This is a genomic window from Pseudohalioglobus lutimaris, assembly GCF_002866825.1.
GTDB classification, from domain to species: domain Bacteria; phylum Pseudomonadota; class Gammaproteobacteria; order Pseudomonadales; family Halieaceae; genus Halioglobus; species Halioglobus lutimaris.
In genome coordinates this window covers 1-21709 of the sequence record NZ_PKUS01000015.1, presented here as the reverse complement: position 1 = coordinate 21709, position 21709 = coordinate 1, and the positions used below count along the sequence as shown (strand labels likewise).

The 21709-nt window shown below is 59.0% G+C and carries 21 protein-coding genes; 13 read left to right on the top strand and 8 right to left on the bottom strand.

The window, feature by feature from the left end:
- The first annotated feature begins 39 nt into the window (after positions 1–39).
- The 10 genes from C0039_RS12535 to C0039_RS12490 are packed head-to-tail and all read left to right on the top strand — an operon-like array spanning position 40 to position 10890.
- Complete coding sequence (locus C0039_RS12535) at positions 40–1569, top strand: coiled-coil domain-containing protein (RefSeq protein WP_101518240.1); 1530 nt, start codon at positions 40–42, stop codon at positions 1567–1569.
- On the top strand, positions 1566–3638 hold the full coding sequence (locus tag C0039_RS12530) for a PEGA domain-containing protein (protein WP_101518239.1): 2073 nt from the start codon (positions 1566–1568) through the stop codon (positions 3636–3638). The genes C0039_RS12535 and C0039_RS12530 overlap by 4 nt, the downstream gene beginning before the upstream one ends.
- Before the next feature lie 3 nt (positions 3639–3641).
- Positions 3642–3932 carry a hypothetical protein gene (locus C0039_RS12525; protein WP_075999317.1) on the top strand — a complete coding sequence of 97 codons (291 nt, stop codon included), beginning with the start codon at positions 3642–3644 and terminating at the stop codon, positions 3930–3932.
- Positions 3933–3941: 9 nt separating this feature from the next.
- Complete coding sequence (locus tag C0039_RS12520) at positions 3942–4739, top strand: MotA/TolQ/ExbB proton channel family protein (protein ID WP_075999318.1); 798 nt, start codon at positions 3942–3944, stop codon at positions 4737–4739.
- Positions 4736–5986, top strand: coding sequence for a hypothetical protein (locus C0039_RS12515; RefSeq protein WP_101518238.1), 1251 nt, complete (start codon positions 4736–4738; stop codon positions 5984–5986). Before C0039_RS12520 ends, C0039_RS12515 begins: the two co-directional genes overlap by 4 nt.
- A gap of 45 nt (positions 5987–6031) precedes the next feature.
- Positions 6032–7126 carry a vWA domain-containing protein gene (locus tag C0039_RS12510; protein ID WP_101518237.1) on the top strand — a complete coding sequence of 365 codons (1095 nt, stop codon included), beginning with the start codon at positions 6032–6034 and terminating at the stop codon, positions 7124–7126.
- Positions 7126–8124 carry a VWA domain-containing protein gene (locus C0039_RS12505; protein WP_101518236.1) on the top strand — a complete coding sequence of 333 codons (999 nt, stop codon included), beginning with the start codon at positions 7126–7128 and terminating at the stop codon, positions 8122–8124. The genes C0039_RS12510 and C0039_RS12505 overlap by 1 nt, the downstream gene beginning before the upstream one ends.
- Positions 8108–8797 carry a hypothetical protein gene (locus tag C0039_RS12500; protein WP_243391611.1) on the top strand — a complete coding sequence of 230 codons (690 nt, stop codon included), beginning with the start codon at positions 8108–8110 and terminating at the stop codon, positions 8795–8797. Before C0039_RS12505 ends, C0039_RS12500 begins: the two co-directional genes overlap by 17 nt.
- Positions 8794–9498, top strand: coding sequence for a hypothetical protein (locus C0039_RS12495; RefSeq protein WP_084179323.1), 705 nt, complete (start codon positions 8794–8796; stop codon positions 9496–9498). The genes C0039_RS12500 and C0039_RS12495 overlap by 4 nt, the downstream gene beginning before the upstream one ends.
- 15 nt (positions 9499–9513) lie before the next feature.
- The gene (locus C0039_RS12490; RefSeq protein ID WP_101518235.1) at positions 9514–10890 is read left to right on the top strand and encodes a M48 family metalloprotease; all 1377 of its coding nucleotides are present in this window, start codon (positions 9514–9516) and stop codon (positions 10888–10890) included.
- Positions 10891–10921: 31 nt separating this feature from the next.
- Here C0039_RS12490 and C0039_RS12485 read toward each other — a convergent pair whose 3' ends face one another.
- From C0039_RS12485 to C0039_RS12460, 6 genes are all read right to left on the bottom strand, one after another.
- Entirely contained in the window at positions 10922–11233 is a 312-nt protein-coding gene (locus C0039_RS12485) for a DUF2288 domain-containing protein (RefSeq protein WP_101518234.1), read from the bottom strand.
- On the bottom strand, positions 11226–11876 hold the full coding sequence (locus tag C0039_RS12480) for an MBL fold metallo-hydrolase (protein ID WP_075999324.1): 651 nt from the start codon (positions 11874–11876) through the stop codon (positions 11226–11228). The genes C0039_RS12485 and C0039_RS12480 overlap by 8 nt, the downstream gene beginning before the upstream one ends.
- A gap of 73 nt (positions 11877–11949) precedes the next feature.
- Positions 11950–13260, bottom strand: a complete 1311-nt coding sequence (locus C0039_RS12475; RefSeq protein ID WP_101518233.1) for a dicarboxylate/amino acid:cation symporter — start codon at positions 13258–13260, stop codon at positions 11950–11952.
- Positions 13257–13490, bottom strand: a complete 234-nt coding sequence (locus tag C0039_RS12470) for a hypothetical protein (RefSeq protein WP_075999326.1) — start codon at positions 13488–13490, stop codon at positions 13257–13259. Before C0039_RS12470 ends, C0039_RS12475 begins: the two co-directional genes overlap by 4 nt.
- 103 nt (positions 13491–13593) lie before the next feature.
- On the bottom strand, positions 13594–14988 hold the full coding sequence (locus tag C0039_RS12465; protein ID WP_165787120.1) for a M20/M25/M40 family metallo-hydrolase: 1395 nt from the start codon (positions 14986–14988) through the stop codon (positions 13594–13596).
- Positions 14989–14993: 5 nt separating this feature from the next.
- Entirely contained in the window at positions 14994–15497 is a 504-nt protein-coding gene (locus tag C0039_RS12460; RefSeq protein ID WP_101518231.1) for a SixA phosphatase family protein, read from the bottom strand.
- Positions 15498–15588: 91 nt separating this feature from the next.
- Between C0039_RS12460 and C0039_RS12455 the strand changes: the two genes are divergently transcribed.
- From C0039_RS12455 to C0039_RS12445, 3 genes are all read left to right on the top strand, one after another.
- Positions 15589–15990, top strand: a complete 402-nt coding sequence (locus C0039_RS12455) for a CBS domain-containing protein (protein WP_075999330.1) — start codon at positions 15589–15591, stop codon at positions 15988–15990.
- A gap of 117 nt (positions 15991–16107) precedes the next feature.
- Positions 16108–18414 (top strand): Tex family protein, encoded by a 2307-nt coding sequence (locus tag C0039_RS12450; protein WP_101518230.1) that lies wholly within the window; start codon positions 16108–16110, stop codon positions 18412–18414.
- A gap of 160 nt (positions 18415–18574) precedes the next feature.
- Entirely contained in the window at positions 18575–20026 is a 1452-nt protein-coding gene (locus C0039_RS12445; protein ID WP_101518229.1) for a WS/DGAT/MGAT family O-acyltransferase, read from the top strand.
- On the opposite strand, the gene C0039_RS12440 is transcribed toward C0039_RS12445, so the two are convergent.
- On the bottom strand, positions 20027–20932 hold the full coding sequence (locus C0039_RS12440; RefSeq protein WP_101518228.1) for a hypothetical protein: 906 nt from the start codon (positions 20930–20932) through the stop codon (positions 20027–20029).
- A 66-nt stretch (positions 20933–20998) separates the two neighbouring features.
- Positions 20999–21370, bottom strand: a complete 372-nt coding sequence (locus tag C0039_RS12435; protein WP_075999334.1) for a VOC family protein — start codon at positions 21368–21370, stop codon at positions 20999–21001.
- Positions 21371–21709: the final 339 nt, after the last annotated feature.

Genomic DNA, 21709 nt, shown 5'->3' with positions numbered 1-21709 from the left:
ACAAGGCTATTCCAGGTCACAGAAGGGTTCGCGCAGTAGATGTCTGAAAAAAACGAGCAACTGGAGCCCACTCCCTTTGAGCTCGCCCCGCCTCCCGAGCCCGCCGGGGCACGCAGCCAAACAGACGGCCGCAGGTGGGTACTACCCGCACTTGCCGGTCTTGTTGTGCTGGTACTCCTGGTCGTTTTCTGGCTTCCCGCAAAAATTTCCGATACTGGCGCCGAAGTCGGGGATGAGGCAGCACGCGGGCGCGCGACGGAAGCACCTGCATCCACGGCATCACCCCCCGCATCCCTTCCGGCCACCGCGGACGCGTCACCCTGGTCCGATGCCCAGGCAGCAAAATTGAGAAAAGAGGCGCAGGATGTGCTGCAGGCTCTACTGGATCTGCAGTTTTCCCTGGATGAGCGAGGGGCGGAACAATGGGCAGCTGAGGCCTGGGCATCCGCCACCGCCACCGCTCTCGCCGGAGACGCTCTCTATAGACAGCGCGAGTACATTGCCGCCAAGGAAGAGTATGCGCGGGGCCTGGAGCAGTTGCAGATCATTGATGAGGCCATTCCCGCAACGGTGGATACGCAACTGGAGCTGGCGCGCAGCGGACTGGAAGAGGGGCTTACCGGTCAGGTTACCCGTGCACTGGAACGGGTGGTGATGATAGAGCCGGAGAACGCGCTGCTGCCCGGGCTGCAACAACGCGCCAGCGTACTCGCACCCCTGCTGGAGCAACTGGACGCAGCGGCATCTGCAGAGCGCGGCGGGGACCTCGCTGGCGCCGAAAACCACCTGCGCGAGGCGACCGGCCTGGACCCCCTGCACCAGCGCGCCGCGGCTGAATTGCAACGGGTGAGCGCCCTGCACCTGGACCAACGTTTCAATGACGCCATGAGCGATGGCTACACTGCCCTGGACGATGCCGCTTACAGTCAAGCGCGAGAACACTTCCGCCGCGCTGCCTCACTGAAAGCGGGGTCGGCGGAAGCTGGCAGTGCGCTGCAGGAAGTGGATGTTGCGCAGCAGGCCAGCCGGCTCGCCACGCTGAAGCGCCGCGGCACGGAACGGGAAGGCAACGAGCAATGGCAAGCTGCCGTGGATGCATACCAACAGGCACTGGAGCTCGACTCCAGCCTGCTGTTCGCCCGCGAGGGGCTCAAGCGCAGCCAGGCCAGGGCCCGGCTGGACAAACAGTTCAGCAAGGCCATTGAGGAACCCGGACGGCTTTCTGATGTTGCCGTGGCCGAGGCAACAGAGAAATTACTGCAGCAGGCCAGGACCATTGAGCCCAGTGGCCCCGCCCTGAAGCGACAAATCAGTACCCTCGAGCGCCTGCTGCAACAGTACAACACTCTGGTGCCCGTGCGCTTGCGCTCCGACGGAGAAACCGAGGTCATCGTTTACAAGGTGGCGCGCCTGGGCCGCTTTGAGGAAACCGAACTGACCCTGCGTCCCGGTACCTACCAGGTTCGCGGCAGCCGGCGCGGGTATCGCGACATTCTGCAGACGTTCAGTGTCAGCCATGAAGGCGCCGGGCCGCCCCTAACGGTCAGCTGCACGGAGCGCATACTGTGAGCGAACGTCAGCAAGCGCCCTCTTCCGAGCCGATTGAGCCCAGCGCCTTCCAGCCGCTGGACGCCACTGCTACAACGAAAAAACAGCAAGGCCACCCCCTGCGCTGGGCAACAGGCGCTGCGGCCCTGGTATTCATTCTGGTGATGGGGTTCCTGTTCAGCGCACGATCCCTACAGATTATCGTCACCGCGGAGTCACCCGCGAATGTCGATATCGCCGGACTTGCACTGCCGTTTGGCGAACGCTTCCTGTTGCGCCCAGGCGACTACAACGTAGGCGTCGTTGCCGAGGGTTATCATCCCCTGGACACCGTGGTCACCGTTACCGACGCCGACAGCCAGACCGCCCACCTGGTGCTGGCGCCGTTACCCGGACGCATCAGCATTGACTCGCAACCCCCCGGTGCCAGGGTGTTTGTCGATGACCAGCACGTCGGCGACACGCCGCTTGCGGAGCTGGCACTGGAAGCCGGAGCGCACGACCTTCGCGTGCAGGCCGAGCGCCACGTCGAACACGGCCAGGTGCTGGAGGTAACCGGGCGGGAAGTCCGGCAGCAGCTGTCGGTGGCGTTGCAACCGGGCTGGGCCGAGGTGACCCTGGACAGCACTCCCTCCGGCGCGCAGATTCTCGTCGATGGCGAGACTGCAGGGACCACTCCCGCAGTTGTCGAAATCATGGGGGGCGAACGCCAATTACTGCTGCAACACGCAACCTATGCCAACTGGCAACAGGACCTGAGCATCACGGCAGGACAGCACCAGGACCTGGGCATTATCGTGTTACAACCCGCAGCCGGCCTGCTGCAGCTGGATAGCCGACCCAGCGGCGCCAACGTCACCCTGAACGGTGAGTTTCAGGGGCAAACGCCGCTGGAACTGGAAATAACCCCCGGGCGCGCGCACCGACTCGCTGTTTTCAAGCCAGGGTATAGGCGCCACAGCGAAACCGTGGAAATGCAGGCAGCGGCCAGCGACAATCGCACTGTCGCGCTCAAGGCCCAACTCGGCCAGGTAGAGTTTCGGATCTCGCCGGCAACGGCTGTGCTGAGCGTGAATGGAACACCCCGGGGCAAGGGCAGCCAGCTGCTGTCGCTGCCGTCTGTGGAACAGCGGATAGAGGTCGCACTGGACGGCTACGCCACAGTCAAGCAACGCATCACCCCACGCCCCGGATTACAGCAACGGGTCGATGTGACCCTGCAGACCGAGGCCCAGGCCAGGGCCGCGCGCATCAAGCCGGAAGTGACCACCGCGCTGGGCCAGACCATGCTGCTGTTCAATCCCGAAGACTCACCCACCGCCGACTTCAGCATGGGTGCATCAAGGCGAGAACCCGGGCGTCGAGCCAATGAGGTCCTGCACCCCGTGGCCCTGCGCCGCAGTTTTTACCTGCAGACTACCGAAGTCACCAATGCCCAGTTCCGCCTGTTCAGCTCAGCCCATGACTCAGGTCAGATTGAGGGCAACAGTCTCAACCGCGACCACCAGCCCGCTGTGCAGGTAAGCTGGCAGCAGGCCGCCGCATTCTGTAACTGGCTCAGCAAGCGTGAGGGGCTACCGCCTTTTTACCGCGAAACCAACGGCATCATCACCGGCTACAACCCCTCTGCTACCGGCTACCGCCTGCCCAGCGAGGCGGAGTGGGCATGGGCGGCACGCAGCAGCGGTGCAGCCCTGTTGAAGTTCCCCTGGGGGGATAATTTTCCACCCACCCAGGCCGTAGAAAATTATGCCGACAACACATCAGCATATGTCACCGGCCGTATACTCAGCGGCTATGAAGACGGCTATGTGGTCAGCGCGCCGGTGGCCTCGTTTACTGCCAGCAGCCGCGGACTCTATGACCTGGGCGGCAACGTGGCGGAGTGGGTACATGACGTTTACACCATTCCCTCAGCCAACGGCTCCATTGCTACCGACCCACTGGGTGCGCAGTCCGGCGACAACTACGTAATCCGCGGCGCGAGCTGGGCACACAGCCGCATCGCCGAGCTGCGCCTGTCCTACCGGGATTATGGGCAAGCCGGGCGCGATGACGTAGGATTCAGGATTGCACGATATGCGGAGTAAGGCATGACCACCAGATTGATTGTGGCAATCACATGCCTGGCCCTGTCGCTGGGTGGCGCTCGCCTGTATGCCCAGGATGCGGTCAATAGTACGGCTGAGTCGGCGGGAAATGCTGACGACAATGGCGCGGACAACCAGGCTGCTGTCCCGGCAACAGAACAGGCGAACCAAGCCCCTGCCACCAACGAGCCCGCTGGGGGCGCGAGTGTGGCCGCCTCGCGCGACCCTTTCGACTACGAGTCCTCGGAACAGATTTCCGAGGATCTCTCCGTCTCTTTCCCGGTGGATATTTAGGACCAGACTATGAAGCAACGGATGTCATCCGAGTTCATTTACCAACTGTTCGCACTGCTTATCGCAGTGATCGTGGTACATGCGGTGTACGTCGGTGCCATCCGTCCCGCCGCCGATGAACAAATCCGTAAGGAGATGGCGCTGCAGCAATCAGGTGAGGACTATGTGCCGGAGCGCAGCTTCGCCGTGGTGATTCGCGACCTTGAGCAGGAGGCCTGCTTCATACTGCTGATATGGGCGCTGGCTATCATGGGCTACAAGGGCAGGCGCACGATCAATGAGCAGTCCCTGTTGAACCGGCGCCTGCTGGACATCCCCGAGGGCACCAGTGTGCTGCCCGAGGATGCGCGGGAATACAGTCGCTCCCTGGAGGCCCTGCCGGAAAACGAACAGGACTACCTGCTGCCACGCACCCTGCTCTCCGCACTGCAGCGCTTCGCCACCACCGGCAGCATTCAGGCTGTTTCCGACACCATCAAGGAGAGCTGTGAAATCGAAGCCGACCGACTCGATTCAGAGCTGTCCATGGTGCGCTATATCGCCTGGGCCATCCCCTCTATCGGTTTTATCGGCACAGTGCGCGGTATCGGTGAAGCACTGGGCCAGGCCTACAAGGCTGTTGAGGGTGACATCAGCGGCGTTACCGTCAGCCTGGGTGTCGCCTTTAACAGCACTTTCGTCGCCCTGGTGTTGTCGATCATCATCATGTTCTGTCTGCACCAGTTGCAGCTGTCGCAAGAGCGCCTGGTACTGGACTGCCAACGCTATGCCGACAAGCGCCTGCTGCGTCACCTGGTTTCATCATGAGCGTTGCCCTGCTTGACATCAACGACTGCAACCTGCAGCTCTGGGGGGCAGACAGCGCCGTACAGAGTCCGGGGTATGCCCTGCTTGATGGCAGCGACTACCGCTTCGGCAATGCGGCACGCAGCAGCGCCAGACTTCGACCACGGGATATCAACAACCGCTACTGGTGGCAGCTGAGCACCGAGCCACTACAACCTGCGCTGGGCCCTGCCCGTCACAGTGCTGACCTGGTTCATGCTCACCTGCAACAGGTCCACCGGGAAGCCGGTCAACCCAACGAACTGGTACTGGCCTGCTCCGGCAGTATGCAACGCGAGCAATTGAGCCTGCTGCTGGGCATAGCACAGCACTGTCCATTCAATGCGGTTGGACTGGTCAATCGCAGCATCCTGCTCAGCAGCCTCTATGGGAGTCCCGGCAGGCTGTTCCATCTCGAGCTGCAACTGCACCAGGCGCTGCTCACCATCGTCACGAACAGCGGCAGCGAGGTGAGCATTGAACGCGTTGTGCCGCTGCCCGGTTGTGGCATGTTGCAACTGCAGGAACGTTTGGTGGAGGTCGCCGCCAGCGCATTTATTCGCCAGACACGCTTTGACCCGAGACGCAAGGCAGGTACTGAACAACACCTTTATGATGCGCTGCCGACAGCGCTGCAGTCACTGGCTGCACAACCGGAAACAAACATCGAGATCAATGGCTATCGCGCCAGGGTTTCCGCCACGGATATGACTGCGGCGGGACAGCGCCTGATCACCGCCATAGCAGAGGCGATGGGCGACAGGCAACCAACAGACCACATCATTGCCGACCCGCTGGTGGCACTGCTGCCCGGCCTGCAAGACAGCTTCGCCCAACTGCAGGTCGCTGCTGCCGATGAACTATGGCGGGCGGCGCTGCGACACGGGGACCACCTGGTGCAGCGCGACGGCCCTGTCAGCTTTGTCACCCGCCTGCCCTGCCTGGCTGGCGATGAGCAGCAGACAGTGGCGCCCATTGAGCCGACATTAATGAAACCTGTGCCGGTGGCAAGGCCCAGTCACTTGCTCTCCGGGGCCATAGCCCGCCCTCTGGTCGATGGCCTGCGTATCGCCACGGGAGTGAACGTCGTTGACGGCGCTTCCGGTTGGGAATTGAGCGACTCGATCGCGGTAAATGGACAGAGCGCCGCCGGCGGTACCCTGCTGGCCGTGGGAGACCGCATTACGTTGCCTGAAGGCGAAGCACTGTTGATCGAGGTCAAGTCGTGATCAGGTGCCAGGTCGACAGGCCATCCGGTTACGGGTAGCAAGGTCATGCCCAGGAAACAGAAACGCGAGTTCACCACCTTCAACCTCAGCTTCCTGGACGTTATGTCCTGCGGCTTTGGCGCGGTGGTGCTGGTATTCCTGATCATCGATCACTCCATGGCGGTACACACTGAAGACCTCAACCGCGACCTGCTCTCCGAGGTTGACCTCCTGGAAGAGGAAGTGACCCACGGTCGGGAGGGACTGGTAAAACTGCGTAATACCTTGTCTGACGTGGACCTGCAGATGGTTGAAGCACAGGGCAGGGCAACCCGTATTACCGAAGACATCAGCGAATATGAGGCGCTGATCCAGTCACTGCGTGCAGAGGGGTATACCGAGGACGCTGACATCGAGCAGCTAAAAGCGGAGATACGCTCCCTGGAAGACGAGGTAAAGAAGCTGCGTGAATCGGCGCCGGAAGACGGCGGCAACAGCGCCCGCACTTTCGTCGGTGAGGGCAACCGACAGTACCTCACCGGCCTGAACCTGGGTGGCCGCCGTATCGCTATTCTGCTGGATGTTTCCTCCAGCATGCTGGCCGATCGCCTGGTGAACATTATCCGCCTGCGCAATATGGGCGAAGATGTGCAGCGCGCGGCGGATAAATGGACCCGCGCCCTCAACACCGTGGATTGGCTCACTGCGCAGCTGCCAGTCAGTTCAGACTACCAGGTGATCACCTTCAACACGCAGGCCGCGCCGGCACTCGCCGGTACCGAGGGCAAGTGGCTGGAAGTGGCAGACCAGTCGCAACTGGAGGGAGTTTCCGCTGCCTTGCGCAAAATAGTACCCAGTGGTGGCACCAGTCTGGAAAACGCTTTCATCGCACTGCAGCAACTTTCACCCTCGCCAGACAACATTTTCCTGATTACCGACGGTCTGCCCACCCAGGGCACCAATCCCCCCCGGGGCACAAAGGTTAGCGGCCGGGAGCGACAGAAGTTTTATCGCGACGCGGTGCGCCAGCTACCGGGCGGCGTACCCGTTAACGTGATTCTCGCTCCTATGGAGGGCGATCCCATGGCCGCGTCAGAATTCTGGCAGCTGGCCCAGGTCAGCCAGGGCTCTTTCCTGAGCCCCTCCAAGGACTGGCCCTGATGCCCCGCCGTCGCGCTACAGAGCAGTTTTCCCTGTCGTTCCTCGACGTAATCTGCTGTGGCTTCGGTGCCGTGATCCTGCTGTTAATGATCACTAAAACCGTGCAACCGCAGATCATTGAGGCATCTACGATCAACCTTGAGGGCAAGCTGGCGAATCTACAGGAGCAAATCCATGAAATGCGCGGTGAGTCTGTGGTGCTTAACCGCGACCTCAACGCCAGGCAGGAGCAGCTTTCAGAGCACCTTGAGCGAATCGCCATACTTCGTGGACAGCTGGCCAATGCGCGCTCGCGCTACGACAGCATTCAGGTCGAGACTAACAGCAACGACATAATCAACGAGCAACTGGCCATCGCCCGCCAACAGTTGAGCGCGGAGATGAAGCGCTTGCTAGGCAGCCAGTACCAGTCCAAAAACAACCTCATCGGCGGTATACCGGTAGACAGCGAGTACATCATCTTCATCATTGACACGTCCGGTTCCATGTTCTCCTACGCATGGGAACGGATGATCCAGGAGGTTGAGGCCACCCTGAGCATCTATCCGGAAGTAAAGGGCATACAGGTGATGAATGACATGGGCCAGTACATGTTCAGCCGTTATCGCGGGCAGTGGATTCCCGATACACCGGGCCGGCGCAATGTAATCATGCAGAACCTGCGCAGCTGGAATGTGTTCAGCAACTCAAGTCCAGTGGAGGGCATCACCGCCGCCATTCGCACCTTTTACGACCCGGGCAAGAAAATCAGCCTGTATGTATTTGGCGATGAATTCACCGGCGAGTCCATCGCCTCGGTAGTCGCGACGGTGGATCGTATAAATCGTGAGGACGCCAACGGCGACCGCCTGGTACGCATACACGGCGTCGGTTTCCCCGTACAGTTTATTCGCGCACCACATTTGCAGACGACAGGCATTCGCTTCGCTACACTAATGCGAGAGCTAGCCTATCGCAATGGAGGAACCTTTGTTGCCCTCAGTGATTACCGCCCCTGACCTGCGCCTGCTGGTTGCACTACTGGTCGTAGCACTGCTTACCGGCTGCGGCCCCACCCGCGTAAAGGTAGAGGGCAGTTTTCCCGCGCCACTGATGGAGCCTGTGCCATTGAAGCTGGGCATCTGGTATCCCGAGGAATTCGCCACGCATGAGTTTTTCGATGAAGCCAAGAGCCGCTCAGAGTCCAGTTGGGTGGTAAACACCGGTGAAGCCCAGGTGTCCATGTGGGATACCCTGCTCAAGGGCATGTTCACAGAGCTGGTACCCATGAAGGGTGAACCCTCGCCGCAACAGATGAATCCGGTTGTCGATGCGGTGTTGATTCCTTTTGTCGATGAGCTGCAGTACGCCATTCCCCAGCACACCAATGTCAAGGTCTACGAAATCTGGATGCGTTACCGGTTCCAGCTGGTCACTACCAGCGGCAAGCCCATTGCTGAGTGGACCATGCCCTCCTATGGCAAAACGCCTACCGCTTTCCTGCGCAGTGACCAGGCGGCGGTCAACCTGGCGGCAGTGATGGCCCTGCGCGATGCAGGCGCAAACTTTGCCACCAGTTTCACTCGCGTCCCCGACGTCGCAGCATGGATGGAGGGCCGTCGCAGGGCGCCGGCGAAGCGAGCTACCAGGGCGCCCACCGCTGAAACCGTAATGGAGGCCGCGACACCATGATCAGCTTGCATAAGTCCAAAGTGAAAGCACCATGGCCATATCGACTGATTGCCGCCCTTGGCGTATTCACCGCGGCCCTGCTTACCTCGGGCTGCGTCACCTCTACCGTGGATGAAATGGTATTCAACGAACCGACAGAAGGTATCGGCGACTCCACTGTGGTCATTCTTGGTCGTCGCCACGCCAGCGACTACGAGACCGAGCCGGACTTTATAGAGTGCGTCGGTGATCATATTTCGAGCCGGGATAAGTCCATTACCGTAATCAACGAAATTGATTTCGTTAACGCGCTATATCCCTGGTTCGAACCCCGCACCGCGCCGCTGCATCCGGCCGATATAGAACGCCTGCTGGAACAGGATCCCGTGGCGCAACGCATGCTTGAGTTGAAGACCGAATACATGATCTGGGTAGACGGGGTGACAGTCCGTTCCGACTCCGCCGGTTCCATGACCTGCGGTATCGGGCCGGGAGGCGCCGGCTGCTTTGGCTTTGGCACATGGAGCAATGACTCAGACTACGAGGCGGTGATCTGGGACTTTACCGACAGGGCCGAGGTGGGCCGGGTCAACACTACCGCTACCGGCCAGTCCTACATGCCAGCTGTGATAGTACCTATTCCTATCATTGCACCCGTGCAGGGCACGGCCTGCGACGGTATTGGCGATCAGTTGCTACAGTTTCTTTCCAGCGAGTACTGACCGAGATAGCCTGACATGCGCCTGGCCTGCCTTTTTTTCAGCTCCCTACTGGTTCTGCAAGCCAGCCTTGCCACTGCGGCCAACAAAGGAGAAGAAGCCCACCAGAAAATCGTAGAGGCCGGGCAGGTTTACGATGACCCTGAACTGCAGGCTTACGTCAATCGTGTAGGCCAGGCACTGGCAGCCAATGCCGACGATCCCGGCCAGAAATTCACCTTCACCGTGCTGGACTCGGAAGTAATTAACGCCTTCGCCGCACCGGGTGGCTATATCTACATAAGCCGCGGATTACTGCCCTTCCTCGACTCAGAGGAAGAGTTGGCTGGTGTGTTGGGCCACGAGATTGGCCACGTTACCGCCAGCCATCACAGTCGTCGTGGCAGAGCCGACATTACCAACAAGGTGGTCGCCGTCACTGCCTATATTCTTACCGGCAGCGCCGACGTGGCGGACGCCTCAACCATGTATGGCACCGAATTGATCAGCGGATATGGCCGGGACATGGAACTGGAAGCAGACCGGCTGGGCGCGGAGTACATGCACCGGACCGGCTATGATCCACAGGCGTTGCTGCAGGTCATCGGTGTGCTGAAGGATCAAGAACAGTTCCAGCGTGCGCAGGCCAAGGCTACCGGCAAACCCGCCGGCACGTATCATGGGCTCTACGCCAGCCATCCGCGCAACGACAAACGCCTGCAAACCGTTATTGGCGCGGCAGGCGAACTGGAACTGGACGAGTATGTCGAGAGCCCGGAGCAACCTGGCGAGTTTCGCAGCCATATTAACGGACTGGTGTGGGGTAAAAGCGTACAGGGCCAGCGGGAAGAAAATCGCTATTACCACAGCAAGCTGGCATTCACCTTCGAGCACCCGGAAGGCTGGACTGTAGAGTCCGGGAGCCGTGCGGTGGTTGCCACGGCGCCCGATGGTAGCGCGTCATTGACCATCACCTTGCGCAGGCGGGACAACAACGCCTCCCCGGAGTCAGTCCTGCGCGCTAGCGCCAGGGGCGACCTGGAAAGCGGGCAGGAACTGGATCAGGCGGGGCTCAAGGGCTACACGGCGATCGCCCGCAGTGCCGGTGCAAGCAAACGCCTGGCCGTAATCGACTATAACTATACTTATCTGCTGGAAGGCCAGGCAACGAATTCCGCAACCGATGATGCGGTGCTGCTACAGATAATCCAGAGTTTCCGCCCTACCCACCCCAAGGAGCGGCAGGCCGGGACGCCACGTTACGTGCAATATCTGCAGGTACCCAGGGGAGCAACCTTTGCCAGCATTGCCGCCAGCATTCGCATTCCCAACGCGGAGTCGCAACTGCGCCTGCTTAACGGGATGTACCCACGGGGTGAGCCACGAACCGGCGATTGGATCAAAGTTATCAGGTAGCAACACCGAGGCCTGGCAGACTGCCCCTGGGCTAGTCCCGCTGCTGCACCAGTACCCAGGGGGGAGCGACCACAGCCCACAGCGATTGCCTGGTTTCATACCAGTCCAGCGCCTGCTCATCCTGCACCGGCGACACCTGCTGCGCGGCGATCCACTGCTGGAACTGTTGTGTATTATCCAGTCCCAGTTGCACCGCCACCTCCACCAGATCCAGTTCTGCGCTGACTGCCACTACGCTGCCATGGGCATAGTAAGTCTGCAGGTCATGCCAATTGATACGCGCGGTCTGACTGACATATTCACGTCGCAGGAGAGTCTCGCGGTCCTCGGGTAGCTCAGCCATAGCGGGCATCTGCCACAAATGGATTGCTACGGCGTTCCTGACCGAAAGTGGAAGTGGGGCCATGGCCGGGAATAAAGGTAATATCATCGCCAAGGGGGAACAGCTTTTCGCGGATGCTGGCGACCAGGTCATCGTGATTGCCCTTGGGGAAATCAGTGCGCCCGATGGAACCCTGAAAAATCACATCACCCACCCAGGCAACATTCTGGGGTTGGTAGTAAAACACGACATGACCCGGTGTGTGGCCAGGGCAATGCACGACCTGAAGTGTTTGCGCACCAACGCTTACCGTTTCGTTGTCGTCCAGCCAACGGTCCGGGACAAATGCATCGGCATGTGGAAAGCCGGACATCTGGCACCACTCGGGTAACTTCTCCAGCCAGAACTCATCGGCCTTGTGGGGGCCCTCTATGGGCACCTTCAGCTGCTGCCGGATTACGTCTGCCGCGGCGCAATGGTCCATATGTGCATGCGTGAGAATAATCTTCTCTACCGTGGCCTCCATCTTCGCTACCGCCTCCAGAATGCGCTCCACATCGCCACCCGGGTCGACGATGGCGGCCTTGCCGGTCGCCTGGCATTTGATAACGGAACAGTTCTGCTGGTAGGGCGTCACCGGCACGATGGTGCACTGAATAGACATGTCAGGAGCTCTGGTTGCTGGTCAAGGGGCCGAGAGGATACCACAGGCTGGAAACCAGCTGTGGCACCTTTGACTACAAGGTTTTAAGTAAGGCAGGGGAGTCCGCATCGTCGTGTTGGTCCGCGAGCGGGTCGTCGAACACCTCCTGATTGAACTGCTTTTCACTCTTACCCACAATCACCGCCACAGTTGCATCACCGGTCACGTTGACAGCGGTTCGCACCATATCCAACAGGCGATCCACGCCAATAATCAACGCTATGCCCTCGACAGGCAAACCGGCCTGCTCCAGCACCAGCGCCAGTGTTATCAACCCCACGCCGGGCACGGCCGCAGTACCAATCGAAGCCAGGGTTGCGGTAAGAATCACGGTAATATAATTACCCATGGTCAGGTCAACACCATAGACCTGGGCAATGAAGACTGTGGCCACCCCCTGCATAATCGCAGTGCCATCCATGTTGATGGTGGCACCCAGAGGCACAGTAAAGCCGGCCACGGAGTTGTGCACACCCATGCGTTTTTCGACTGTGCGCAGGGTGATGGGCAAGGTGGCACCTGAGGATGCGGTGCTGAAAGCAAACGCCCAAATCGGTCTCATCTTGCGGATCATCATCGCCGGCGACACTCGCGCCAGGCCCTTCAGCAACAGGCTGTACACGCCCAACGCATGCAGCAGAAGCACGCCAATTACGGTAAACACATAGGCAGCGAGATCGAGAATCGCGCTAATACCCAGGTTGGCAAACAGTTTGGAGAGCAATGTATAGACGCCATAGGGTGCCAGCGCCATGAGGATCTCCACCATCTTCATGATCACCGCGTCCATATCACGGAAGAAACTGGCCAGGCGCCGCCCGGGTTCACCCGCGTGGGAAATCGCATAGCCGAACAACAGGGCGAATACGATGATCTGCAGCATCTTTCCCTCGGCCATCGCCTGCACCGGGTTAGAGGGAAAGATGTCTACCAGAACGTCCGCGAGCGGAGGCGCTTCCCTGGCCTGAAAGCTCGCGCTCCCCGCCATTTCGACACCCGAGCCTGGACTGACCAGTACGGCAAAAAATAATGCCAGACTGATAGCGATAGCCGTCGTTACCAGGTAGAAGCCCAGTGTTTTCAACGCGATGGGGCCCATGCGTGCGCTGTCGCCCAGAGAAGAGGCACCACAGATCAAGGACACCAAGACCAGCGGCACAACCAGGAGTTTGAGAGAGGCAACGAAGATGCGTCCCACGACGTCGAAAATCCCGTTTACCAGATAGGCATCCGCGAAAGTTTTGACCGCCTCGCCTACACCGGGTGCATGAAGCAACAGATTAAGTACCGAGCCGGTGGCGATACCCGCCACCATGGCGAGAAGTATGCGATTGGTGAGGGTCACTCGGGACACTCCCCCTGCAGATAGCCGCCTACCGCATCGTCGGCACAGGCATTACAGCCGGAAGAATAGTGTGCCTTGCCACCTGCCACCAGGTCCGCGCACACCGGAGAGTACTCCATTGTGCATACCTGAGGACGTGGTTCTTCGCATTGGGTCACCAGGCTGGGCGCGGGTCGCGTCTGGCAACCCGCAAGCATGAGTAATAGAAGCGCGGCCAGGGCAATGCGCATAGTCAGACTCCGTTTTTGAATAGTGAATCCGCGAAGCCTATCATCCTTTCCGCAGTGACGCATCGCGGGGACTTGCAGGAACGCAGAGGCGCTGACCCCGGCATTACCTGGACCCGTTGCGTATAAACTCCTCGGCGATACGTATCGTGTTGGTGAAGCTCTCTACCCCGATCTGTTCATCGGTGCCATGGATGCCGCCCACAAGCTGCAACGGCATACGCATGCCGTGAAAGCGATAATGGTCATCGGCGAGGTTCCTGTAGTGGCGGGTATCAGTCGTCGCCACCAGTAAAGCAGGGACCGATACTGCATCGGGGTAAACAGCGGAAACCGCCTCGGCCAGAACCTTGAAGCCCTCCCCTTCGTGATCCGCCACGCCGGGCCGGTTGTTCCAGGGCTCATGGCGGATGGTGACCTGCGGATCATCAATAAGCTCGGTGACACGATCAATAACCATCTCGGCAGTCGTTCCCGGCAGCAGGCGGAAATTAATCCTCGCCTCCGCCCGTTGCGGCACGACATTCTCTTTTACACCGGCATTGAACATGGTCAGCGCGGTGGTCGTGCGCACCATGGCACTGCTGGCCGGATCATCTGCCAACTGGCTTGCAACCAGGGGGCTGGTTAACCAGAGGTTCTCCATTATCCATTTCCTGGGCTGCTCCGAATAAGGGGCCAAGGCCTCCAGCATGGCATCGACTGGAGCAACAATTTGCGCGGGGAAGGGGTTATCCTCGACCTTCACCAGGGCCCGGGAAAGCCGTCCGATTGTGCTCTCCACCGGCGGCTGAGAAGAGTGCCCACCCTCTCCCGTCGCCTCCAGAATGAGTGTGAGGTAGTCTTTTTCGGCCACGTTGATCATAGCCAGCGGTCGCTCTGGAAGTACTGGACTACCGGTAACCACAAGCCCGCCTTCGTCTACCATCCAGTCAAAGTACATCCCCCGCTCGCGCATCAGCTCGGCGAGCTTTGCCGCGCCCTGGTTACCGCTGACCTCCTCGTCATGACCAAATGCCATGACGACGGTTCTTCGTGGCTGAAAACCGTCTGCCAGCAGGGCAGAAACCGCTTCCAGCAAACTGATCACACCGACCTTGTCGTCAAGCGTTCCGCGACCATAAATGACACCGTCTTCAATTACCCCGGCGAATGCTGGATGGGTCCAGTCATTTTCGGTACCGGGCTCAACCGGGACCACATCGGTATGCGCGGTAAACAGGATTGCCCCGGCATCGGCATCGCTACCCGGCCATGTAAACATCAGGCTGTAATCGTTTACCGTGTCTACCTGCAGACTTGAAAAGACCTCTGGGTAGCTTGTGCGAAGAAAGGCGTTGAATTCACCAAACACCGCATAATCGACTGCGGCAGGATCCTGCGAACTTACCGTGCGAAAGGTTACTGCCTCGGCCAGCCGCTCGGCCGGGCCAGCCTGCAAAGACAAAGGGCTGGCAGACGCCAGCAGCATCAGCAGGCCGATGAGCCGGCCAGCGTTCATTGACATCATATTCCCTCCAGGGTGCGCGGAAGCAGGACCTCGATGAGTCGTCCGCAGCCTGCTCGCAGGTCGCCCCAACAATCGATGTCCAGAGTCAGCTGCGCGTAGCCCGCGGTGGGCAGGTTATCGAGCACAGGTTCACCCACAAGATCGTTGATGAGCACGGTCAGTGCAGGATTATGACCAATTATAAACAGCGAGGTAAGGCCATCATCCTGTGCGCTGATCCAGTACGCAAGCTCATCGCCTGAGAAGGTGTAGAGATCCTCATCCGTTTGATGTGGTAGCTCACTGATTGCAGGCCAGGCATCGCACAGCCCCGCAAGGGTTAGCTGGGCCCGCCGTGCCGTACTGACCGAGATCACCGCAGCCGGCAGCCTTGCCGCCAGTGCACGGCCCATGCGCGGTGCGTCCCTCCTGCCCCGCTTGTTCAGCCCGCGTTCACGATCGGCGAGCCCGGGTTGGTCCCATGACGATTTGGCGTGACGCAACAGGTTGAGCGTTTTCATCCGGGGAGCCTCAGGAAATTATCATTCTTACTTGGAATTCCGCACAGGGAAGAGTCTATACTCTGTAATAGCAGCACAAGAGGTCGACCCAATGCCCAAATCCGTCAAACTCCGCGATTATATGCTTATTAACCCGGCGAAAGTACGGCCCAACGACGGCATCCTCGAAGCCATGCAGGTGATTATTGATAACAAAGTCTCCGGTGTCTGCGTGGTGGACGAGCGTGAGAACCTGGTCGGTATCCTGTCTGAACTGGACTGTCTACGGGCCACAGTGGGTTCGTTTTATAACGACACCGAACTGGGCATGGTCGCTGACCATATGGCCTCTGACAACCTCGTTGTCGCCCATCCCGAAGAAGACATCATTGATGTCGCCCAGGATATGCTGGCCAAGAACAAACGCCGGCGACCCGTGGTAGAAAATGGCGTATTGATCGGCCAGGTGACCTGCCGCCAATTACTCAAGGCAATTCGCCAGTTCCACACCTAGCATCGCGCATACACACTTTACCGCGAATTGCCATATCGTAATGCCGCCAGGCCTGTCGCATAATGGGCCCCCACCCAGTCATCACATGATTCTCCCCCTAAAGATATAAGACCCATTATGAAGACTATCTCCCAGCGCATCGCGGAAGAACTGACCGTGCGCGAAGCACAGGTGAATGCAGCAATAAAGCTATTGGACGAGGGAGCCACCGTTCCTTTTATCGCCCGCTATCGCAAGGAGGTCACCGGTGCGCTGGATGACAGCCAGATGCGACACCTGGAAGAGCGCCTGCAGTACCTGCGGGAGATGGAGGAGCGCCGTCGCACAATTCTTGCGAGCATCGACGAACAGGGAAAACTCAGCGACGGCCTGAAGAAGTCCATCGAGGAGGCGGATACCAAAAACCGCCTGGAGGACTTGTATCTCCCCTACAAACCACGGCGCCGCACCAAAGCGCAAATAGCCCGGGAGGCCGGCCTGGAACCCCTGGCAGACAGCCTGCTGGACAACCCTGAGCAACATCCCGAGGATATCGCCGGGCAGTATATCAATGCTGATGAAGGTTTCGCTGATACCAAGGCGGTGCTGGATGGGGCCCGACAGATTGTCATGGAGCGCTTTTCCGAAGATGCGGATCTGCTTGCACGTCTGCGTACTTTTCTCATGGAGAATGTACAGCTCTCCTCGGCCCTGGTCGCCGGCAAGGAACGGGAAGGGGCCAAGTTCAGTGATTACTTCGAGCATATAGAGCCACTGGCGAAAACGCCTTCACATCGCGCCCTCGCCATGTTCCGCGGCCGCAATGAGGGCATTCTCAACCTCTCTCTGGTCATGCATGCGGATGAGAAGCCCACTGATGCGCACCCCTGTGAAGCGATGGTCGCAGAGCACTGGCGCATCGAGGACAAGGGGCGCGCCGCAGACAAGTGGCTGCGCGAAGCGGTGCGCTGGACCTGGCGGGTCAAGTTACTGACCCACCTGCAGACCGACCTGCTTGGCCAACTGCGAGAGCGCGCCGAGCAAGAGGCCATTGAAGTGTTTGCCACCAATCTCAAGGATCTTTTGTTGGCAGCGCCGGCTGGACAGAAAGCTACCGTTGGTCTTGATCCCGGCCTGCGCACAGGCGTGAAACTGGCCGTGATAGACGCTAATGGAAAGGTACTGGACCACGGCGCGATCTTCCCCAATCCACCACAGAAGCGTTTGCAGGCGGCGGAAGAGGCTCTGCTGAAAATGATCAGGCAATACAATATCGAGTTGATCGCCATCGGTAATGGCACCGCCAGCAGGGAAACCGACAAATTCGTCGGCGACCTGCTCAAGGCCAACCCGGAGCTGAACTGTCGCAAGGTCATGGTGAACGAAGCGGGTGCTTCAATTTACTCTGCGTCAGAGTTTGCTTCCCGGGAATTCCCCGACCTGGACGTGACCATTCGCGGCGCTATTTCCATCGCCCGCCGACTTCAGGATCCACTCGCGGAACTGGTGAAGATCGAACCCAAGTCCATTGGTGTGGGGCAGTACCAGCACGATGTCAGCCAGGTACAACTGGCGAGGCAGTTGGACGCGGTAGTGGAAGATTGCGTGAACGCCGTCGGGGTCGATGTGAACACTGCCTCGGTGCCGCTGCTGGCCAGAGTATCCGGGTTGAACCAGAGCATTGCCAACAATATCGTGCACTTACGCGACGAGCAGGGCAGCTTCGCCGACCGCAGAGGCCTACTCAAAGTCAGCCGTTTCGGTGACAAAACCTTTGAGCAGGCCGCGGGCTTCCTTCGCGTCAATGGCGGCAGAAACCCGCTCGACGCTTCCGCAGTACATCCGGAATCCTATGGTGTAGTCGAGCAGATCGCGGCACGTGAATCCCGGGACATCAGCGCTGTTATCGGTGACAGCGCGTTTCTACGCGGTCTCAATGCTGCTGACTACACCAGCGATGAGGTTGGCCTGCCGACAGTGCGCGACATTATCGCCGAACTGGACAAGCCGGGGCGCGACCCCCGCCCCGAGTTCAAGATGGCGGAATTCCAGGAAGGTGTAGAAAAAATATCCGACCTGCAGCCGGACATGGTCCTGGAAGGAACCGTTACCAACGTTACCAACTTCGGCGCATTTGTGGATATCGGCGTGCACCAGGACGGGCTGGTGCACATCTCTGCCCTGGCGGAGAAGTTCATCAAGGATCCGCGGGACGTGGTCAAGGCAGGAGACATTGTGCGCGTGAAGGTGATGGAGGTCGACGAGGCCCGCAAGCGAATAGGACTGTCCATGCGCCTCAATGACAAGGCCGGAGACCATGCCGGCAAGCGTGAGAACCAGGGACGCGGTCCCCGGCCCGATCGCAACCGGCAGCCGCCGCGAGAAAACAAGCAGCCCTCGAACACGGCGCTCGCGGCGGCGTTTGCCAACGCCAGGCAAAAATAGTCTCTTACACTTGCCTCTGAATGCCCGGGGCATTCACCCTGTTAACCAGGATGCAAGGGCTGGCGCTACCTGTACGCCGCACTATTGCCCAGCGTCCACTTGCACAGCAGACCCGATAGGTGCAAAGTCGAGCTGACTGGCGACAATAGGGAGAACGGTTATGGAACAGCTGACCGAGGTAGACAACACATTTGTGCAAATGGAGAGCAATCGCACTCCCATGCACATCACGCCAGTTATATTCTATGATCAGTCGATGGCTCCAGGGGGTAATGTCCGCTTCAAGGACATCCTGGAGGTCTTTCGCTGTAATCTGCATAAATCAAAGATTTTTCGACGCAAGCTGACTGGCGGCACGCTGGGTTTTGATACCCCTTACTGGATTGAAGACGCGGACTTCGATCTGGAATTCCACGTACGCCACATTGCCCTGCCTCATCCGGGTGACTGGCGGCAGCTGTGCATACTCATGGCCAGGTTGCATGCCCGCGGCCTGGACATGCGCCGCCCTCTCTGGGAAGCATACGTCATTGAAGGCCTCAACGAGGTGGAGGGCCTACCCGCAAACAGCTTCGCGATTATGCTAAAAATTCACCACGCGGCAATAGACGGTGTCTCCGGCGCAGAGATTATCTCGGCGATACATAGCCCTGAACCGGATACGCCGCTGCCAACCCCCGACGATGACTGGCAGGGGGAGGCCCCCCCTCCCCTGCGCGAAGTCTGGACCAATGCCTATATCAACAACCTTAAACGCCCGGTACGCCTCATCACTACCGTTAGCGAGTTGATTCCAAACGTGCGCAAAGCAAATCGCCTCAGCGAGGAGCGCGGTAGCGAGGAGCACGAAGTTTCCAGGCAGAAGACCCGCTTCAATGCCCGCGTCAGTTCACACCGGGTTACCGACACTCTGGTTATGGAGCTGCCGCGCATCAAGAAGATACGCCAATGCGTTCCCGGAACGACCATCAACGATGTGATCGTTACCGTGGTCAGTGGAGCTATGCGCAAATATCTGGACGCCAGGGGCGAGCTGCCGGAGCACAGTCTCAGCTGCGCTGCACCCATTAATGTACGCCAGGAACGCAATAGCGAGTCTAAAGGAAACCAGGTCGGCGTCATGACCATCGACATGGCGACCGATATAGAAGATCCCGTCCAGCGCCTACAAGCGGTCTATCACAACTCCTTGAATTCCAAGGAGACATCACAGGTTGTCGGCACCGGAGTAATGATGGATGTCACCCGCAGCCTGTGGCCGCAGTTTGCCAACATCACCATACGCGCAGCAACATTAGCCGCCGACCGGGACTCCCTGCCGATGCCGATCCATACGGTAATCTCCAATGTGCCGGGACCACAGGCGCCCCTCTATCTGGCAGGTGCAAGGGTGCATATGCTCATGGGCCTGGGGCCGCTGGTGGACATGAGCGGCCTGTTCCACGCGGTGATAAGCGGGATGGGACTGATTTCTATCAACTTCCTCTCATGCCGGGAGATGATGCCTGACCCGGACTTTTACAAGCAGTGCCTGGTCGAGTCCTATGATGAATTGGAGCAAGCTACTTTTTTAAAGGAAAAGCCGCGGGCACGGCGGAAAAAGAAAGCCTGATCACTCCCAGCCCAGATCTGCTGCATCCAGTTCCAGGGTAACTTGGCCGTCTGGCAAGAATCGGTTTTGTAACCAGGGTGTGACTTGCCTCAGTAGGTCCGGTGCGCTGTGCATAAGCGGCAAGGAAAGCAACAAGGAGTCTCCGGCGTCGTTGATAGTGACCAGGTGTGCCGTCTTGCCCGGTGTAGACTTGATAAGCATGCCGTCCCAGTTGATGGCAACGCTATGACGCTGCTGCCAGGCGATTTCGGTAGCGAGCATTTCCGCCTCCTCCATCAACTGCGTACACAGAGCCTTCTGCGCGGCCATTTGCCCTCCCGGACGGAAACTGATCTGCAGGCCACGATAGTCGCAGCGAAGCCCCGCCTTGCTGAACACCCAGTCAGGAGCGACCGTGTTCTGGGATACAGGAATCGGCTTTTGCTCGTCCTGCGCGATCAACTCACGGCAAATGCTATGAGTGCAGAACTCTGCCAGCACCCCTTGCTCATAAGCTGCCTGTTGATCGCGTCGCGGATGAGCAAGCATAATCGTGCGATTATCAACGGCGATGGAAGGAACCTCCTTATCGTTAAGTCGAAGGCTCACCGTAGCGCCCTGTTCTATCTCTTCCAGCAACAAGAAAAGGCCATCTGCATATCGGCTGACCGCCTGCGACCAGGCAATGAGTCTGCGGCTCTTTGCCGAGGCTTCGGCTTCCGCTCGCGCCAGGTCGGCCTCGGCGAGGTAGATGCCCGCTAATTCAAACAATGCAATTCGCGCGAAGCGCTTACGCACCGTGGGCTCTGCCGTCTGCAGTGCGACAACAGTGCGCTCGTAGCGAGATTCGGGGACTTCCGCCCAGATAGGAGACACAACAAGCAGGAGCAGCCAGAGGCAGGTCCTGCTCTGTAACTCACAGGCCATGGTCACAGTCGCCTATTCACAAAAAAGGGCCTGCCGGCCCTTTTTCAAAACTAACGTGATGCAAGCTTAGCCAAAGACGTAAAAGGCTACTTTGTTGCCGTCCGGGTCCCGAAAGTAAGCCCCGTAGAACATATCCGGGATTCGTTGGCCCGGCTCACCCTCACAGCTACCGCCCAGAGAAATGGCCTTGTGATACAACTCATCCACCTTCTCTTTACTGGGAGCAGTGATTGCAATCATGTTGCCATTGCCCGGCTGCGGATCACCTTCATTGTGGGGCACGCAAACAGCCAACATAGGAGCGTCCATGCCGGTGCCGAGGAAAGCTATGCGATCCATATCGAGAATAACTGAGGCCCCAAGGTCAGCGAGAAGCTCGGAATAAAAAGCCTTGGCTTTTTCCATATCATTCACGCCGATAGTTACATATCCAATCATCTCTCTTACCTCACACTGTGAATTGAGCCACAAGGCTACATCAACTCGAATGCATTGAATAGATACAGGAGGGTATTGAGAAAGCTGTCAACACCAAAACCCCACAGCGGAGGTTGCGGGGGGCTTTTCAGAACCAGATGACGACCTGCTCGTACCCCGGCCGACCCGGTACGCTGGAATACCAAACAGACTGGCCGGGCCAGCCCAGGTGTGAGTGCCTAAAGCGCACAAAGTAAAACACCCTGACCGGGATCCGATCAGGGTGTTTTGGTTTTCAAGCCTGGCGATGACCTACTCTCACATGGAGAAACTCCACACTACCATCGGCGATGCATCGTT